The 14269-nt window shown below is 73.8% G+C and carries 16 protein-coding genes; 11 read left to right on the top strand and 5 right to left on the bottom strand.

The genetic code is table 11. The annotated features are described in order from the left end of the window. The first annotated feature begins 1 nt into the window (after nucleotide 1). Nucleotides 2–745, top strand: a complete 744-nt coding sequence (locus tag ACF66B_RS18105) for a precorrin-2 C(20)-methyltransferase (RefSeq protein WP_111429601.1) — start codon at nucleotides 2–4, stop codon at nucleotides 743–745. Beyond that, nucleotides 742–1479: a precorrin-3B C(17)-methyltransferase gene (cobJ, locus tag ACF66B_RS18100; RefSeq protein ID WP_111429602.1), complete on the top strand. Its 738-nt coding sequence runs from the start codon at nucleotides 742–744 to the stop codon at nucleotides 1477–1479. Before ACF66B_RS18105 ends, cobJ begins: the two co-directional genes overlap by 4 nt. Here cobJ and ACF66B_RS18095 read toward each other — a convergent pair. Beyond that, nucleotides 1455–2210: a cobalt-precorrin-6A reductase gene (locus ACF66B_RS18095; protein WP_111429603.1), complete on the bottom strand. Its 756-nt coding sequence runs from the start codon at nucleotides 2208–2210 to the stop codon at nucleotides 1455–1457. The genes cobJ and ACF66B_RS18095 overlap by 25 nt on opposite strands. On the opposite strand from ACF66B_RS18095, the gene cbiE reads away from it, so the two are divergent. The 8 genes from cbiE to ACF66B_RS18055 are packed head-to-tail and all read left to right on the top strand — an operon-like array spanning nucleotide 2209 to nucleotide 9805. Continuing rightward, entirely contained in the window at nucleotides 2209–3396 is a 1188-nt protein-coding gene (cbiE, locus tag ACF66B_RS18090) for a precorrin-6y C5,15-methyltransferase (decarboxylating) subunit CbiE (RefSeq protein ID WP_111429604.1), read from the top strand. The genes ACF66B_RS18095 and cbiE overlap by 2 nt on opposite strands. Beyond that, nucleotides 3393–3770 carry a cobalamin biosynthesis protein gene (locus tag ACF66B_RS18085; protein ID WP_111429605.1) on the top strand — a complete coding sequence of 126 codons (378 nt, stop codon included), beginning with the start codon at nucleotides 3393–3395 and terminating at the stop codon, nucleotides 3768–3770. The genes cbiE and ACF66B_RS18085 overlap by 4 nt, the downstream gene beginning before the upstream one ends. Further along, nucleotides 3767–4552 carry a precorrin-4 C(11)-methyltransferase gene (cobM, locus tag ACF66B_RS18080; protein WP_111429606.1) on the top strand — a complete coding sequence of 262 codons (786 nt, stop codon included), beginning with the start codon at nucleotides 3767–3769 and terminating at the stop codon, nucleotides 4550–4552. Before ACF66B_RS18085 ends, cobM begins: the two co-directional genes overlap by 4 nt. Further along, nucleotides 4552–5868: a cobyrinate a,c-diamide synthase gene (locus ACF66B_RS18075; RefSeq protein WP_111429607.1), complete on the top strand. Its 1317-nt coding sequence runs from the start codon at nucleotides 4552–4554 to the stop codon at nucleotides 5866–5868. The genes cobM and ACF66B_RS18075 overlap by 1 nt, the downstream gene beginning before the upstream one ends. Continuing rightward, the gene (gene cobA, locus ACF66B_RS18070) at nucleotides 5865–6596 is read left to right on the top strand and encodes a uroporphyrinogen-III C-methyltransferase (RefSeq protein ID WP_111429608.1); all 732 of its coding nucleotides are present in this window, start codon (nucleotides 5865–5867) and stop codon (nucleotides 6594–6596) included. Before ACF66B_RS18075 ends, cobA begins: the two co-directional genes overlap by 4 nt. Next, on the top strand, nucleotides 6597–7430 hold the full coding sequence (gene cobF / locus ACF66B_RS18065; RefSeq protein WP_111429609.1) for a precorrin-6A synthase (deacetylating): 834 nt from the start codon (nucleotides 6597–6599) through the stop codon (nucleotides 7428–7430). It abuts the gene before it with no gap. Nucleotides 7431–7475: 45 nt separating this feature from the next. After that, a complete protein-coding gene (locus ACF66B_RS18060) occupies nucleotides 7476–8684 on the top strand; it encodes an AMP-binding protein (RefSeq protein WP_111429610.1) in 1209 nt (402 codons plus the stop codon). Beyond that, nucleotides 8681–9805, top strand: a complete 1125-nt coding sequence (locus ACF66B_RS18055; RefSeq protein WP_111429611.1) for an acetyl-CoA C-acyltransferase — start codon at nucleotides 8681–8683, stop codon at nucleotides 9803–9805. Before ACF66B_RS18060 ends, ACF66B_RS18055 begins: the two co-directional genes overlap by 4 nt. Here the strand turns inward: ACF66B_RS18055 and ACF66B_RS18050 are convergent. Genes ACF66B_RS18050 through ACF66B_RS18035 form a run of 4 tightly spaced genes read right to left on the bottom strand, consistent with a single transcriptional unit; the run spans nucleotide 9774 to nucleotide 12345 of the window. Then, on the bottom strand, nucleotides 9774–10472 hold the full coding sequence (locus ACF66B_RS18050) for a nitroreductase (RefSeq protein WP_111429612.1): 699 nt from the start codon (nucleotides 10470–10472) through the stop codon (nucleotides 9774–9776). The genes ACF66B_RS18055 and ACF66B_RS18050 overlap by 32 nt on opposite strands. Further along, nucleotides 10469–11014, bottom strand: coding sequence for a biotin transporter BioY (locus ACF66B_RS18045; RefSeq protein WP_111429613.1), 546 nt, complete (start codon nucleotides 11012–11014; stop codon nucleotides 10469–10471). Before ACF66B_RS18045 ends, ACF66B_RS18050 begins: the two co-directional genes overlap by 4 nt. 22 nt (nucleotides 11015–11036) lie before the next feature. After that, nucleotides 11037–11636 (bottom strand): energy-coupling factor transporter transmembrane component T, encoded by a 600-nt coding sequence (locus tag ACF66B_RS18040; RefSeq protein ID WP_111429614.1) that lies wholly within the window; start codon nucleotides 11634–11636, stop codon nucleotides 11037–11039. Further along, nucleotides 11617–12345, bottom strand: coding sequence for an energy-coupling factor ABC transporter ATP-binding protein (locus ACF66B_RS18035; protein WP_392663499.1), 729 nt, complete (start codon nucleotides 12343–12345; stop codon nucleotides 11617–11619). The genes ACF66B_RS18040 and ACF66B_RS18035 overlap by 20 nt, the downstream gene beginning before the upstream one ends. A 330-nt stretch (nucleotides 12346–12675) precedes the next feature. Between ACF66B_RS18035 and ACF66B_RS18030 the strand changes: the two genes are divergently transcribed. Continuing rightward, nucleotides 12676–14232 carry a 2-isopropylmalate synthase gene (locus ACF66B_RS18030; protein ID WP_111429615.1) on the top strand — a complete coding sequence of 519 codons (1557 nt, stop codon included), beginning with the start codon at nucleotides 12676–12678 and terminating at the stop codon, nucleotides 14230–14232. Nucleotides 14233–14269 lie beyond the last annotated feature (37 nt).

The raw sequence follows: 14269 nt of genomic DNA, 5'->3' as shown, positions 1-14269 counted from the left end.
CATGACCATGGCCGAAACCAGGGTTTCGGGGCGGGTGATCTGCGTCGGGCTCGGCCCCGGGGATCCCGAGCTCATGAGCGTGCGCGCCGACCGGCTGATCCGCGGCGCGCGCCACGTGGCCTATTTCCGCAAGGCCGGGAACGGCGGCCAGGCCCGGCGCATCGTCGAGGGCATGATCGCCCCGGAGGCGACCGAGCACGCGATGGAATATCCGGTCACCACCGAGATCCCGTTCGATGACCCGGAATACGGCCGGCTGCTCGCGGGCTTCTACGAGGACTGGGCCGGGCGGCTCGCGGCCATCGCCGGGACCGAGGAGGTGGTGGTGCTCTGCGAGGGCGATCCGTTCTTCTACGGCTCCTTCATGCATCTCCATGCCCGGCTTCAGGGCCGGGCGCCGGTCGAGGTGGTGCCCGGCATCACCGGGATGTCCGGCTGCTGGACCGCGACGGGGCTGCCGATCACCTGGGGCGATGACGTGCTGACCGTGCTCACCGGCACGCTGCCGGAGGCGGAGCTGGCGCGGCGCGCGGCCGGGACGGATGCGCTCGTGGTGATGAAGACCGGGCGCAACCTGCCGAAGCTCCGGCGCGCGCTCGAGACCGCCGGGCGGCTCGATGCGGCCTGGCTCGTGGAGCGCGGCACCATGCCGGGGCAGACCGTGCGGCGGCTTTGCGAGGCCGATTGCGCCAGCGCGCCCTATTTCTCCATCGTGCTGGTCCATGGCCAGGGGCGGCGGCCGTGAGCGGCTGGCTTAGGGTTGCGGGCCTCGGCCCCGGCGATGCAGCACTGGTGACGCCGGAGGTCTCGGCGGTGCTGGCGGAGGCGACCGACGTGGTGGGCTATCTGCCCTATGTCGCCCGGGTGGCCGAGCGGCCGGGGCTTCGGCGCCATGCGAGCGACAACCGCGTCGAGCTCGACCGCGCCCGCCATGCGCTCGAGCTTGCCGCGGAGGGGCGGCGGGTGGCGGTGGTCTCCTCGGGCGATCCCGGCGTCTTCGCCATGGCCTCGGCGCTCTTCGAGGCGCTGGAGGCGGGGCCCGGGAGCTGGGCCGGGCTCGACATCGCCGTGCTGCCGGGGATCAGCGCGATGCTCGCCGCGGCGGCGCGGCTCGGCGCCCCGCTCGGACATGATTTCTGCGCGATCAACCTTTCGGACAATCTCAAGCCCTGGGCGCTCGTGGAGCGGCGGCTGCGCCTCGCGGCGGAGGCCGATTTCGCCATGGCCTTCTACAACCCGCGCTCGAAGAGCCGCCCGCACCAGTTCGCCCGCGCCCTCGAGATCCTGCGCGCGGCCTGCGGGCCGGAGCGGCTGGTGAGCTTCGCCCGCGCCGTCTCGAGCCCCGAGGAGCGGCTCGAGACGGTGACGCTCAGTGCGGCGCGGCCCGAGATGGCCGACATGCGCACGCTGGTGATCGTCGGCAATTCCGCCACCCGGCGCGCCGGGCGCTTCGTCTATACCCCGAGGCAGGCCGCGTGACCGAGCCAGCCCATCACCTCGGCGACGCTGCGCGCCACCGGCCGCCGGGGGATCGCCGGGCGCGCGATCATCAGGACCGGCAGGCCGAGACTGCGCGCCGCGGCGAGCTTGGCCGAGGCGCCGTCGCCGCCCGCGTTCTTCGCCACGACCATGTCGATGCGGTGGCTGCAGAGGAGGGCGATGTCCTCGGCCTCGGTGAAGGGCCCGCGCGCGACCACCACCGCGGCGCGCGGCAGCGGCAGCGGCAGCGTGGCCTTCGGCGGATCGACGAGGCGGAGGAGGTAATGATGCTGCGGGGCGGCGGCGAAATCGCCGAGATGCTGGCGGCCGATGGCGAGAAAGATGCGCTGCGGCAGCCCGGCGAGCGCCGCGACCGCGGCCGGAATGTCCGCGACCTCCCGCCAGTCGTCGCCCGGCTCCGGCGTCCAGGGCGCGCGTTCGAGCGCGAGGATCGGGGTCTCGGTGGCCTTGGCGGCGGCAACGGCATTGGCGCTGATCCGGGCCGCGAAGGGATGGGTTGCGTCGATGATCGCGCTGATCTCCTCGCGGCGGATCCACGCCGCCAGCCCCTCCGCGCCGCCGAAGCCGCCGACGCGGACCGGCACCGGCTGCTCGCGCGGCTCGTCGACGCGGCCGGCATAGGACAGCACCGCGCGGCGGCCGGTTTCGGCGATGGCGGCGGCGAGGCGGCTGGCGTCAAGCGTACCGCCGAGAATGAGGACGGGCTTCATGTCTGATCCCTGGCTTTCGATCATCGGTCTTGGCGAGGATGGACCGGCAGGGCTCGGAGACGCAAGCCGTGCGGCACTCGCGGCGGCCGAGATCGTCTTCGGCGGGCCGCGGCACCTCGCGCTTGCGGGCGTGGGCGCGCGCGGGCGGCCCTGGCCGGTGCCCTTTTCGATCGAGCCGGTGCTGGCGGCGCGCGGCCGGCCCGTGGCGGTGCTCGCCTCGGGCGATCCGTTCTGGCACGGTGCGGGCGGCAGCCTCGCGGCGCGGCTCGATCCGGCGGAATGGCGCGCCTTCCCCGCGCCCTCGGCCTTTGCGCTGGCAGCCGCCCGGCTCGGCTGGCGGCTCGAGGAGACCGTCTGCCTGGGGCTTCATGCCGCGCCCTTCGCGCGGCTCCGGCCGCATCTCGCGCCCGGCGCGCGGCTTCTCTGCCTCCTGCGCGACGGCGCGGCGGCGGGCGAACTGGCGGGCTGGATCACGGCCCAGGGCTTCGGCGCCGCGCGGCTCCACGTGATGGAAGCCCTGGGCGGGCCGCGCGAACGCATCCGCGCCCAGCGCGCCGCGGCCTTCGCGCTCGGGGATGTCGCAGCCCCGGTGCTGGCGGCGGTGGAGGCCGCCGGCGGCCCCGCCCTGCCCCGCGCCTCCGGCCTCGAGGACGGGCTCTTCGCCCATGACGGGCAGATCACCAAACGGCCGGTGCGGGCGCTGAGCCTCTCGGCGCTGGCACCATGCCCCGGCGCGCATCTCTGGGATCTCGGCGCGGGTTCGGGCTCGATCGCCGTCGAATGGTGCCTCGCCGCGCCGGGCGCGACCGCGGACGCCGTCGAGCTCCGCCCCGAGCGGGCGGCGAACATCGCCGCGAATGTGGCGGCCTTCGGGCTGGAGGGGCGGCTTTCGGTGCACGAGGGCCGCGCGCAGGACGCCCTCGGCGGGCTCGCCGCGCCGGATGCGGTCTTTGTCGGCGGGGGGGCGGACGCACCGCTCCTCGCCGCGCTCTGGGACCGCCTCGCGCCGGGCGTGCGGCTCGTGGTCAATGCCGTGACGCTCGGGACCGAGGCGCTGCTTCTCGAGTGGTCGGCGCGCGCGGGGGGCGCGCTGCTGCGGATCGAGCTCGCCGAAGCCGCCCCCCTCGGCACGCTGCGCGGCTGGCGCCCGGCCCGGCCGATCGTGCAGTGGAGCGTCACCCGATGAGGGTGGCGGGGATCGGGTTTCGCCGCGCCGCCGACATCTCGGCGCTCCGCGCCGCCCTTGCTGCGGCGGGCGGGCTCGGCGAGCTCTGCGCGCTTGCCACCACCACCGACAAGGCCGCCGCTCCGGTGCTCGCGCGCCTCGCCCGCGAGCTCGGCCTGCCGGTGCTCGGCATTCCGCCCGCCGCCCTCGCGGGCCGCGCGACGCCGACCCGTTCGCCGCGGATTCTCGCCCGGCTCGCCACCGGCAGCCTCGCCGAGGCCGCCGCCCTCGTCGCCGCCGGAACCGGCGGTCGGCTGCTCGGCCCCCGCGCGCTCTCGCCCGACCGTTCTGCCACCGCCGCCATCGCCACCATCGCCGAAAGGGTCCTTCCATGACGGTTCACTTCATCGGCGCCGGCCCCGGCGCCGCCGATCTCCTGACCCTGCGCGGCCGCGACCTGATCGCCGCCTCCTCGGTCTGTCTCTATGCCGGGTCGCTCGTGCCCGAGGCGGTGCTCGGCCACTGCCCGCCCGGCGCGCGCATCGTCAACACCGCCCCGCTCTCGCTCGACGAGATCATCGCCGAGATCGAGGCGGCCCATGCCGCGGGCCAGGATGTCGCGCGGCTCCATTCCGGCGATCTCTCGGTCTGGTCGGCGATGGGCGAGCAGCTCCGGCGCCTCCGGGCACGCGGCATTCCCTTCAGCGTGACGCCGGGCGTGCCCGCCTTCGCCGCCGCGGCGGCAGCGCTCGGCACCGAGCTCACCCTGCCCGGCGTCGGCCAGTCGCTGGTGCTCACCCGCACCTCGGGCCGCGCCTCCGCCATGCCCGAGGGCGAAAGCCTCGCGAATTTCGCCGCGACCGGCACGACGCTCGCGATCCACCTTTCGATCCATGCCGCCGGGCGCGTTGCCGGCGAGCTGATCCCGCACTACGGCGCGGACTGCCCGGCGGCGATCGTCTGGCGTGCCAGCTGGCCCGACGAGCGCATCGTCCGCACGACGCTCGACGGGCTCGAAGCCGCCGCCCTGGAGGGCCCGGGGCGCACCGCGCTCATTCTCGTCGGCCCGACGCTCGGCGCGGAGGATTTCGCCGAGAGCCGCCTCTATGCCGGCGATTACGACCGCCGGTTCCGGCCCGTGGGCGCCGCGCCGCGCTTTCCCGCGCGCGAGGCATGATGCTCCCCCGCGGCCTCATGATCTCCGCGCCCGCCTCTGGCACCGGCAAGACCACGGTCATGCTGGGGCTCGCCCGCGCCTTCCGCGACCGCGGGCTCACGGTGCAGCCCTTCAAGAGCGGGCCAGACTACATCGACCCGGCGTTTCACGGCGCGGCCTCGGGGCGGATCTCGCTCAATCTCGACAGCTGGGCCATGCCGCCCGACATGCTCGATGCGCATCTGGCGCGCGCAGGCGGCGCCGACCTGGTGCTCGCCGAGGGCTCCATGGGCCTCTTCGACGGCGTGGCGCAGCCGGGCGAGAGCGGCAACGGCGCCAGCGCGGACATCGCCCGGCGCACCGGCTGGCCGGTGGTGCTGGTGCTGGACATCTCGGGCCAGGCGCAGACCGCGGCGGCGGTGGCGCGCGGCTTCCCGGGCTTCCGCGAGGGCGTCGATGTCGCGGGCGTCGTGCTCAACCGCGTCGCGAGCCCCCGCCACGAAGCGCTTGCCCGGCTCGGCATGGAGGCCGCCGGGCTCAGGGTCTTCGGCGCGCTGCCGCGGCGGCGGGATGTCGAGGTGCCCGAGCGGCACCTGGGCCTGGTGCAGGCCGAGGAGCACGGCAGCCTCGAGCCCTTCATCGCCAATGCCGCGGCCTTCATCGCCGAACATCTCGACCTCGACGCGCTGCTGGCAGCGGCAGCGGGCGGTGGCGGCCCCGCCGCGGCCCCGGCTCCCGCCGCGATCCGCCCGCCGGGCCAGCGCATCGCGCTTGCCCGCGATGCGGCGTTTTCCTTCACCTATCCGCACCTTCTCGACGCCTGGCGGGCCGCAGGCGCCGAGATCCTGCCCTTCTCGCCGCTCGCCGACGAGGCCCCGGCGGCGACGGCCGACATCTGCTGGCTGCCCGGCGGCTACCCCGAGCTCCATGCCGGCCGCCTCGCCGCCGCGGGCCGCTTCCGTTCGGGCCTCCGCGCCTTCGCCGAAACCCGGCCCGTGCATGGCGAATGCGGCGGCTACATGGCGATGGGCGCGGGCCTCGTCGATGCCGAGGGCACCCGGCACGAGATGGCGGGCCTCCTCGGCCTCGTCACCTCCTACGAGACGCGGCGGATGCACCTCGGCTACCGGCTGGCGGAGCTCCAGGGCCCGCTGCCCGGGCAGGACGCGGGCGCGCGGCTCCGCGGCCACGAGTTTCACTATTCGACCATCCTCGCCCAGCCGGACGCCCCGCTCGCCCGCGTCAGCGACGCGAACGGCGCGGCGGTGGCCGAGACCGGCTCGCGGCGCGGCCGGGCGAGCGGCACCTTCTTCCATCTCATTGCGGAGGCTTCATGAGCGGCTTCGTGAGCTTCGTTTCCTCCGGCCCCGGCGATCCGGAGCTTCTGACCCTCAAGGCTGCCGACCGGCTCGCCCGCGCCGATGCGGTGCTCTACGACGACCTTTCGGCCGGGCCGATCCTCACCCATGCGCGCCCCGGCGCCGATCTCGTCTCGGTCGGCAAGCGCGCGGGCCGCGCCTCGCCGCGCCAGGATCATGTGAGCCGGCTGCTTGTCGATTACGCGCTGACCGGCCAGCGCGTCGTGCGGCTGAAATCGGGCGATGCCGGGATCTTCGGACGGCTTGAGGAGGAGATCACCGCGCTTGAGGCCGCCGGGATCGGCTTCGAGATCGTGCCGGGCGTCACCGCGGCCTCGGCGGTGGCGGCGGCGGCGGGCATGCCGCTCACCCGGCGCGAGACCGCGCGGCGGGTGCAGTTCGTCACCGGCCACGGCTCGACCGGCGCGCTGCCCGACGATCTGGAGATCGCCGCCCTGGCCGACCCGGCCGCCTGCACGGCGGTCTTCATGGGCCGCCGGACCTTCCCCGAGCTCGCCCGCAGGATAATGGCCGCGGGCCTGCCGCCCGAGACGCCCGCGCTCTTCGCCGAGGCGGTCTCGACGCCTGCCGAGAGCTTCACCCGCACAACCGTGGGCGAGCTTGCCGAACGCCTCGCGGGCGCGGAGCCGGGCCCTGCGGCGCCCGCGCTCATCCTCTACGGCGCGCTGGCACGCGGGAGGGGCTGATTGATGGAGCTTCTCCTCATCGGCATCGGCACCGGCAATCCCGAGCATCTGACGCTTCAGGCGATCCGGGCGCTGCGCTCGGCCGATCTCGTGCTCGTGCCGCGCAAGGGCGCGGGCCGCGACGAACTGGCCGACCTGCGCCTCGCGCTTTGCACCGAGATCCTCGGGGATACGCCGCTCGCCGAGTTCGACATGCCCGAGCGCGATCCGGCGATCCCCGGCTATCTCGACCGCGTCGAGGCCTGGCACGACGGGATTGCCGCACTCTGGCGCGAGGCGATTGCCGCCCGCCCCGCGCCGCCCGCCCGTGCGGCGCTGCTGGTCTGGGGCGATCCCGCGCTCTTCGACAGCACGATGCGCATCGCCGCGAGGCTCGAGCGCGACGGGACGGTGGCGCGGACCGAGGTGATCCCCGGCATAACCGCCATCGCCGCCCTCACCGCCGCGCACCGGGTGCCGCTCAACGGGCTCGGCGCGCCGGTGCTGCTCACCACCGGGCGGCGGCTCCGCGACGAGGGCTGGCCGCCCGAAGCGCCCGACCGGATGCTGGTGATGCTCGATGCGGGCTGCGCCTTCGAGGCGCTCGAGCCTGCGGGCATCTCGATCTGGTGGGGGGCCTATCTCGGCATGGCGGGCGAGATCACCGAGTCGGGCCCGCTCGCCGAGGCCGCCCCGCGGATCCGACAGATCCGCACTGAAGCCCGCGCCGCACGCGGCTGGATCATGGACATCTATCTTCTCGTGCGGGAGCGCGGCGATGACAGTTTGCGGGAGCGCGAAAGCCTGCCGGAAGGCGCAGGGAGGGGGATTTCGGAGGATGCACGCGCAGGGTGACGAAACCACTGGCGCGCGCCGCCCGTTCGTGTAGCAACACGGGCCATGATTCAGAGGTGCGCAAAACCCGGTTCCCGCTTCACGTGGCATGACGCCGCGCAGCTCGTCGCGCCCGATGGCGCGCGCTTCGGCCCGGAGACGCGCGAGGGCGCCGGGCTGCCCGGCGCGCTCTTTGCCGAGGCCGCGGCGGGGCGCGCCTTCGCGATGACACCGCGCGGGCTCGAGGCGGCGGCCTGCGGCGCGCAGCCGGCCTTCGAATGCGAAACCTCCGGCAGCACCGGCACGCCGAAGCGCATCCGCCGCAGCCAGGCCTCCTGGCTCGCGAGCTTCGCGATCAACCGCACGCTCTTCGACATCGGCCCCGGCGCGCGGGTCGCGGCCTTCGGGTCGCTCGCCCAGTCGCTCTCGCTCTATGCCGCGGTCGAGGCGCTGCATCTCGGCGCGGAGCTGCACCTGCTGACCGGGCTCCGGCCGGGGCGCCAGCGCGCGCGTCTCGCCGCGGTGGAGATGACGCATGGATATGCCACGCCCGCCCAGCTCCGCCAGCTCGCCCGCGCGCGCGGCCCCGCCTGCCCCACGCTCCGCCGGCTCCTCGTCGGCGGCGGCACGCTCGACGGGGCGGCCCGCGCCGCGGCGGGCGCGCTTTTCCCCAATGCGGTGCTGACCGAGTTCTACGGCGCCTCCGAGACGAGCTTCATCACCATATCCGGCCCGGAGACGCCGCCGGGCGCGGTCGGTGCGGCCTATCCCGGCGTCGAGATCGAGATCCGCGACACCGAAGGCCATGCCGTGCCGCGCGGAACGCTCGGCGAGGTCTGGGTCGCGAGCCCCTATCTCTTCGAGGGCTACGCCGCCGGGTTCTCGCTCGACACCCGGCGCCTCGGGCGCTTTCTCACCGTGGGCGAGCTCGGCCATCTCGACGCGGCCGGCCAGCTCCACCTCGCCGGGCGACGGAGCCGCATGATTACCGTCGCCGACCAGAACGTCTTTCTCGATGCGGTCGAGGCCGTGCTGCTTGGCCTGCCGGGCGTGGCCGAGGCCGCGGTGATCGCCGAGCCCGACGCGCTGCGCGGCCATGTGCTTGCGGGCTTCGTCCAGCTCGCCCCCGGCGGCGAGACGGATGAGATCCTGCGCCGCTGCCGCGAGATCCTCGGCCCGCTCCGGACGCCGAAGCGGCTCCGGGCCGTCACCGACTGGCCGATGCTCGCCTCGGGCAAGACCGACCGCGCCGCGCTCGCCCGGCTCGGCGGGTGAGACCGGCCTATGTCATCGCCGCGCGGCGCACGCCCGTAGCCCCGCGCGGCGGGGCGCTCGCCCGCACCGCCCTGCACGATCTCGCCGCCGCCCCCTTGCGCGCCTGCCTTGCCGACGCCGGGCTCGCGCCCGAAGCGGTGGATGAGGTGATCCTCGCCAATGCCCTCGGGGCGGGGGGGAATCCCGCCCGCGCCGCGGCGCTTGCCGCCGGCCTGCCCGAGCGCGTCGGCGGGCTCAGCATCGACCGGCAGTGCTGCGGCGGGCTCGATGCGCTGCGGCTCGCCGCCCTGATGGTCGGAAGCGGCGTGGCCGAGGCGGTGCTCGCGGGCGGGGCGGAGAGCTATTCCCTGCGCCCGTTCCGCGCCGCGCCCGATCCCGAGGGCGGCCCGCCCGTCCCCTACGATCAGGCCCGCTTCACCCCCTGGCCCGAGCGCGACCCGCCGATGCATGCGGCGGCCGATGCGCTCGGCCGGAAGCTCGGCATTGGCCGCGCGGCGCAGGACGCCTGGGCCGTCGCAAGCCATGCGAAGGCCCGCGCCACCGGCCCGGCGGCGGGCGAGATCGCCCCGGTGCCCGGCACCGGGCTTGCCGCCGACAGCTTCACCCGGCGGCTCGGCGCGGGGCTCGCGGCGCGGGCCCCCGTCGTCCTGGGCACAATCACGGGCGCCAATGCCGCCGTCGCCGCCGATGGCGCCGCGGCCTGCCTCGTGGTCTCCGGACGCCTCGCGCGCGCCGCCGGCTGCCCGGCCACCCGGATCGGCGCCTCGGCCGCGCTCGGGGGCGATCCGGAGCTGCCGGGGCTCGCGCCCGTCGCGGCCATCGGTGCGGCCCTCGCCGCGGAGGGGCTCGGGCCGGAGGCGCTCGGCGTGGCCGAGATCATGGAAGCCTATGCGGTGCAGGCGATCGCCTGCGTGGCGGGCGCGGGCCTCGATCCGGCGCGGGTCAATCCCGGCGGTGGGGCGCTCGCGCGCGGCCATCCGGTCGGGGCCTCGGGCGCGATCCTCGCCGTGCGGCTCCACCACGAGCTGCTGGCCCGCGGCGGCACCGGGCTTGCGGCCATCGCGGCGGGTGGCGGGCTCGGCACCGCGCTCATCCTTCAGGCGTGTCCGGAAATCCGCTGAAACTGGCAAAGTCCGCGAGCGCGAGCCGCTCGGTCCGCACCGCATTCGCCGGATGCCCGGGATCGGCGCGGCCGAGCGCGATGCCGCAGACGACCATCTCCTCGGGCGGCAGGCACAGGTGCCCCGCCACCAGATCGCCGTAATTCGCCAGGGCCCCGATGCCGCAGGTGCCGAGGCCCTCGGCATGGGCCGCGAGCAGCAGCGACTGGATCGCCATGCCGAGATCCATGAAGCAGCCCTTGCCCATTCCGCGCTCGATGGTGACGACGATGCCGACCGGCGCGCCGAAGAAGCGGTAGTTCTCCTCGAACTGCCGCCGCCGCCCATCGAGATCGCGTCTGGCGATGCCGAGCGCATCGTAGAGCGCAAAGCCCGCCGCGCGCTGGCGGGCCTTCAGATGCGGCGGCATCGGCGTCGGGAAATAGGAATATTCCGAGACCATCGGCCGGCCGGCGGCAATGCCTGCCAGCAGCGCCGCGCTCAGCCCGGCAAGCGGCGCGCCGGCGAGCACATGGAAGCGGCCGGGCTGGAGGTTCGCCCCGCTCGGGGCCGCGCGCGCCGCCTCGAGCAGCCGCGCGACGACCTCGCGCGGCAGCGGATCGGCACGAAAGCCGCGCACGGAGCGGCGGGCCGCCGCCCGCGCCGGATCCTGCCCGGCACCGGTCACTGGCGCGAGAAGACCGCGTCGGGCCGCGCCTTCGCCAGCGTCGCGGTCACGAGCCCGGCCACCACGGCCTTCACCAGATCGCCCGGCAGGAACGGGAGCGCAAGCAGCGCCGCCTGCGGCAGGGTCTTGTCGAGCACCACCGCCATGCCGATGATGCCGCAGATGTGCATCACCACGATGCCGCCGGCGATCGAGCAGAGCGTGACCCCGAGCGCGAGCGACTGCCCGCGCCAGCGCTCCACCAGGAAGCCGATGACGTAAGGCGCGAGCGCGTAGCCGACGAGGTAACCCGCCGTCGGGCTCACGAAGACGCCGAGGCCACCGCGCCCGCCCGCGAGCAGCGGCAGGCCGAGGGCGACGAGAAACAGGAAGAGCAGCACGGCGAGAAATCCGCGGCGGGCGCCGAGGATCGCGCCGCAGAGCATCACCCCGAGGCTCTGGGCGGTGATCGGCACGCCGGAGACGAGGTCGATCTTCGGGATGAGCCCGAGCGCCGCGATCAGCGCGGCGAAGAGGGCGATGTAGGTCAGGTTGCGTTCCATGGGTCTCCCACCGGCGAGTCGGTTACTCCACGCCCCCCCGGGCCCGGAGTGCTTCGGATACATGCTCCGCATCGTCGATCGCAAGCAGAGCGAAGGGCGCGATGATGCGCCAGCGCGGACTTTTCGGCGAACGCGCCCGCCAGGCCTCGCCGAGTGCCGCGCCCTTCTGCGCCAGCACCGGCGTGAAGCGCACCACGAGCGCGATGGCGAGCGAGAGCCGCCGCGGATCGAGCCCGAGCGGCCGGAGCGGGCCGAGCAGCCGCTCGATGACGGCGATCATGTCGTCGAGCCGTGTCGTCATGGTGACGAGATTGGCGAGCCCGACCGCGGCGAGGAGCTTCGCGGCGATCCCGATCCCCTGCACCAGCGCACCGGTCGCGAGATGCCAGAGGAGCACCACGGCGACGAAGATCCAGAGCGGCCTGAGGAGCCGCAGCCCCTGGGCGAGGAACGCGCGGCCCGGCAGCAGGTAGAGCACGAGGACGAGGGCGCAGGCCGCGAGGCTCACCCAGGTGCGGTCCGCGAGCCCCACGCCGAGCGTGAAGAGGCAGAGCCCGACGAGCTTCGGCCCCGCGCGCCAGCGGTGGTAGCGCGTCGGGATCTCAGAGGTCAGCGAGATCATCCGCCCCTCCCAGCCGCTCCATCTCCGACCGGTAGGCCGGCAGCACCGCCTCGGGCGGCCCGTCGGCGGCGATCCGGCCCCCCTCGAGCCAGATCACCCGCTCGTAGCCCTCGAGCGCGGCGAGATCGTGGCTGATGTGCAGAACCGCCGCCTCCAGCCCGTCGAGATGGCGCGAGAGCCGCATCGTCGTCGGCAGGTCGAGGCCGGCGAAGGGCTCGTCGAGCACCACGAGCCGCGGCGCCATGGCGATCACCGCCATCAGGCAGACGAGATGCCGCTGGCCCTGCGACAGCGTCTGCACCGGCCGCTCGGCCCAGTCCGCGCGGCCGAAGCGGGCGAGGATGTCGCGCGCGCCCGCCTGCGCGTCGCGCCGCCCGCGCCCCTGCTGCGAGAGGCCGAAGGCGATCTCTTCCTCGACGGTCGGGAAGATGATCTGGTGGTCGGGGTTCTGGAACAGGATCCCCACCGTGTCGATGGCGCGCCGGCGGTCGCGGCCCACATCGACGCCCGCAACCCGCACCGTGCCCGCATCCGGCAGCACAAGGCCGCAGACGAGCCGCGCGAGCTGCGACTTGCCCGAGCCGTTGCGGCCCACGAGCCCGATGCGCCGCTCGGAGAGCGCGAGCGTCAGCCCCTCGAAGATCGCCCGCCCGCCCTTGGCGAGCGACACGCCCTCGAGCCTCACCTCCGCATTCATGTTCCGCGCCATGCCCTCTTCCCGACGTCTCCCCGGCCGGACCCCGGCCGCCGCTGGCCAGCGCCTAGCACAGCCCCGGCCCGAGGCAAACATCCCGCCGCAGTGCAACATGCCGCCGCCCGCAGGCCCCTGCAATTCCCGCTTTATCTTCCCGGACCCGCCGCTATAATGCGCGGCCATGAGTGGACAGGTTGACATACCCGAATTTGGTATTGCCGCACCGGATCGGATCCGGCGCGATGGGCTGCTTCTTCTTAGTCGCCTCTGAGCGTGCCGGCTCCGGCGCACGCGCTCAGGGGACCTGACCGACGCGCCGCCCAGCACTCTTCCCAAGGAACAGCCATGACCGAGATTTCCGCAAGCCAGGACCAGGTCCTGATCTTCGACACCACGCTGCGCGACGGCGAGCAGTCCCCCGGCGCCACGATGACGCTGGGCGAGAAGCTCCAGATCGCGGCCCTGCTCGACGAGATGGGCGTCGACATCATCGAGGCGGGCTTCCCGATCGCCTCCGAAGGCGATTTCGAGGCGGTCTCCGAGATCGCGAAGCTCGCGAAGACCTCGGTGATCTGCGGCCTCGCGCGCGCCAACTTCAAGGATATCGACCGCTGCTGGGAGGCGGTGCGCCACGCCCGGCGACCGCGCATCCACACCTTCATCGGCACCTCGCCGCAGCACCGCGCCATCCCCAATCTGGACATGGACCAGATGGCGCAGCGCATCCACGAGACCGTGACCCACGCCCGCAACCTCTGCGACAACGTGCAGTGGTCGCCGATGGACGCGACCCGCACCGAGCATGACTATCTCTGCCGCGTGGTCGAGATCGCGATCAAGGCCGGGGCCACCACGATCAACATCCCCGACACCGTGGGCTACACCGCGCCCGCCGAGAGCGCCGATCTGATCCGGATGCTGATCGAGCGCGTGCCCGGCGCGGACACGATCACCTTCGCGACCCACTGCCACAACGACCTGGGCATGGCGACGGCCAATGCGCTGGCCGCGGTCGCAGCCGGCGCGCGCCAGATCGAGTGCACGATCAACGGCCTCGGCGAGCGGGCGGGCAACACGGCGCTGGAAGAGGTCGTGATGGCGCTCCGCGTGCGCAACGACATCATGCCCTTCCGCACCGGCATCGACACCACCAAGATCATGCAGGCGAGCCGTCTCGTCTCGACCGTCTCGGGCTTCCCGGTGCAGTTCAACAAGGCGATCGTCGGCAAGAACGCCTTCGCCCACGAGAGCGGCATCCACCAGGACGGCATGCTGAAGAGCGCCGACACCTTCGAGATCATGCGCCCCTCCGACATCGGCCTCACCGAGACCAACCTGGTGATGGGCAAGCACTCGGGGCGCGCCGCGCTGCGCGCCAAGCTGGTCGATCTGGGCTATGCGCTGGGGGACAACCAGCTCAACGACGTCTTCGTCCGCTTCAAGGCGCTCGCCGACCGCAAGAAGGAAGTCTATGACGACGACCTGATCGCGCTGATGCAGGACACCGGCACCAATGCCGCCAACGACCGCATCCAGGTGAAATCCCTGCGCGTCGTCTGCGGCACAGATGCGCCGCAGACCGCCGAGCTGACGCTGACCATCGAGGGCGCGGAGCATTCGTCGCACGCCACCGGCGACGGCCCGGTCGACGCGGCCTTCAACGCCGTGAAGGCGCTGGTCGCGCATGACGCCCGGCTCCAGCTCTATCAGGTCCATGCCGTCACCGAAGGCACCGACGCCCAGGCGACGGTCACCGTGCGCATGGAGGAAGCGGGCAAGATCGTCACCGGCCATTCCTCCGACACCGACACCATCGTCGCTTCGGTGCGGGCCTATGTGAACGCGCTCAACAAGCTGATGGTGCGGCGGCTGAAGACCGCGCCCGAAGCCGCCAGCGCCTGATCGCGCCCCGCACGCGCGCGCGCCCGGCCGGAGCGAT

Source organism: Amaricoccus sp. B4 (genome assembly GCF_043226085.1).
Taxonomy (GTDB): Bacteria; Pseudomonadota; Alphaproteobacteria; order Rhodobacterales; family Rhodobacteraceae; genus Amaricoccus.
Note: the sequence above shows the minus strand (reverse complement) of the source record. Positions and strands in the feature narration are given on the sequence as shown.

Coding starts and splice junctions, on each gene's coding strand:
- ACF66B_RS18105 (WP_111429601.1), top strand. CDS start 2: ATGACCATGGCCGAAACCAGGGTTTCGGGGCGGGTGATCTGCGTCGGG.
- cbiE (WP_111429604.1), top strand. CDS start 2,209: ATGTCTGATCCCTGGCTTTCGATCATCGGTCTTGGCGAGGATGGACCG.
- ACF66B_RS18095 (WP_111429603.1), bottom strand. CDS start 2,210: ATGAAGCCCGTCCTCATTCTCGGCGGTACGCTTGACGCCAGCCGCCTC.
- ACF66B_RS18085 (WP_111429605.1), top strand. CDS start 3,393: ATGAGGGTGGCGGGGATCGGGTTTCGCCGCGCCGCCGACATCTCGGCG.
- cobM (WP_111429606.1), top strand. CDS start 3,767: ATGACGGTTCACTTCATCGGCGCCGGCCCCGGCGCCGCCGATCTCCTG.
- ACF66B_RS18075 (WP_111429607.1), top strand. CDS start 4,552: ATGCTCCCCCGCGGCCTCATGATCTCCGCGCCCGCCTCTGGCACCGGC.
- cobA (WP_111429608.1), top strand. CDS start 5,865: ATGAGCGGCTTCGTGAGCTTCGTTTCCTCCGGCCCCGGCGATCCGGAG.
- ACF66B_RS18060 (WP_111429610.1), top strand. CDS start 7,476: ATGATTCAGAGGTGCGCAAAACCCGGTTCCCGCTTCACGTGGCATGAC.
- ACF66B_RS18045 (WP_111429613.1), bottom strand. CDS start 11,014: ATGGAACGCAACCTGACCTACATCGCCCTCTTCGCCGCGCTGATCGCG.
- ACF66B_RS18040 (WP_111429614.1), bottom strand. CDS start 11,636: ATGATCTCGCTGACCTCTGAGATCCCGACGCGCTACCACCGCTGGCGC.
- ACF66B_RS18035 (WP_392663499.1), bottom strand. CDS start 12,345: ATGGCGCGGAACATGAATGCGGAGGTGAGGCTCGAGGGCGTGTCGCTC.
- ACF66B_RS18030 (WP_111429615.1), top strand. CDS start 12,676: ATGACCGAGATTTCCGCAAGCCAGGACCAGGTCCTGATCTTCGACACC.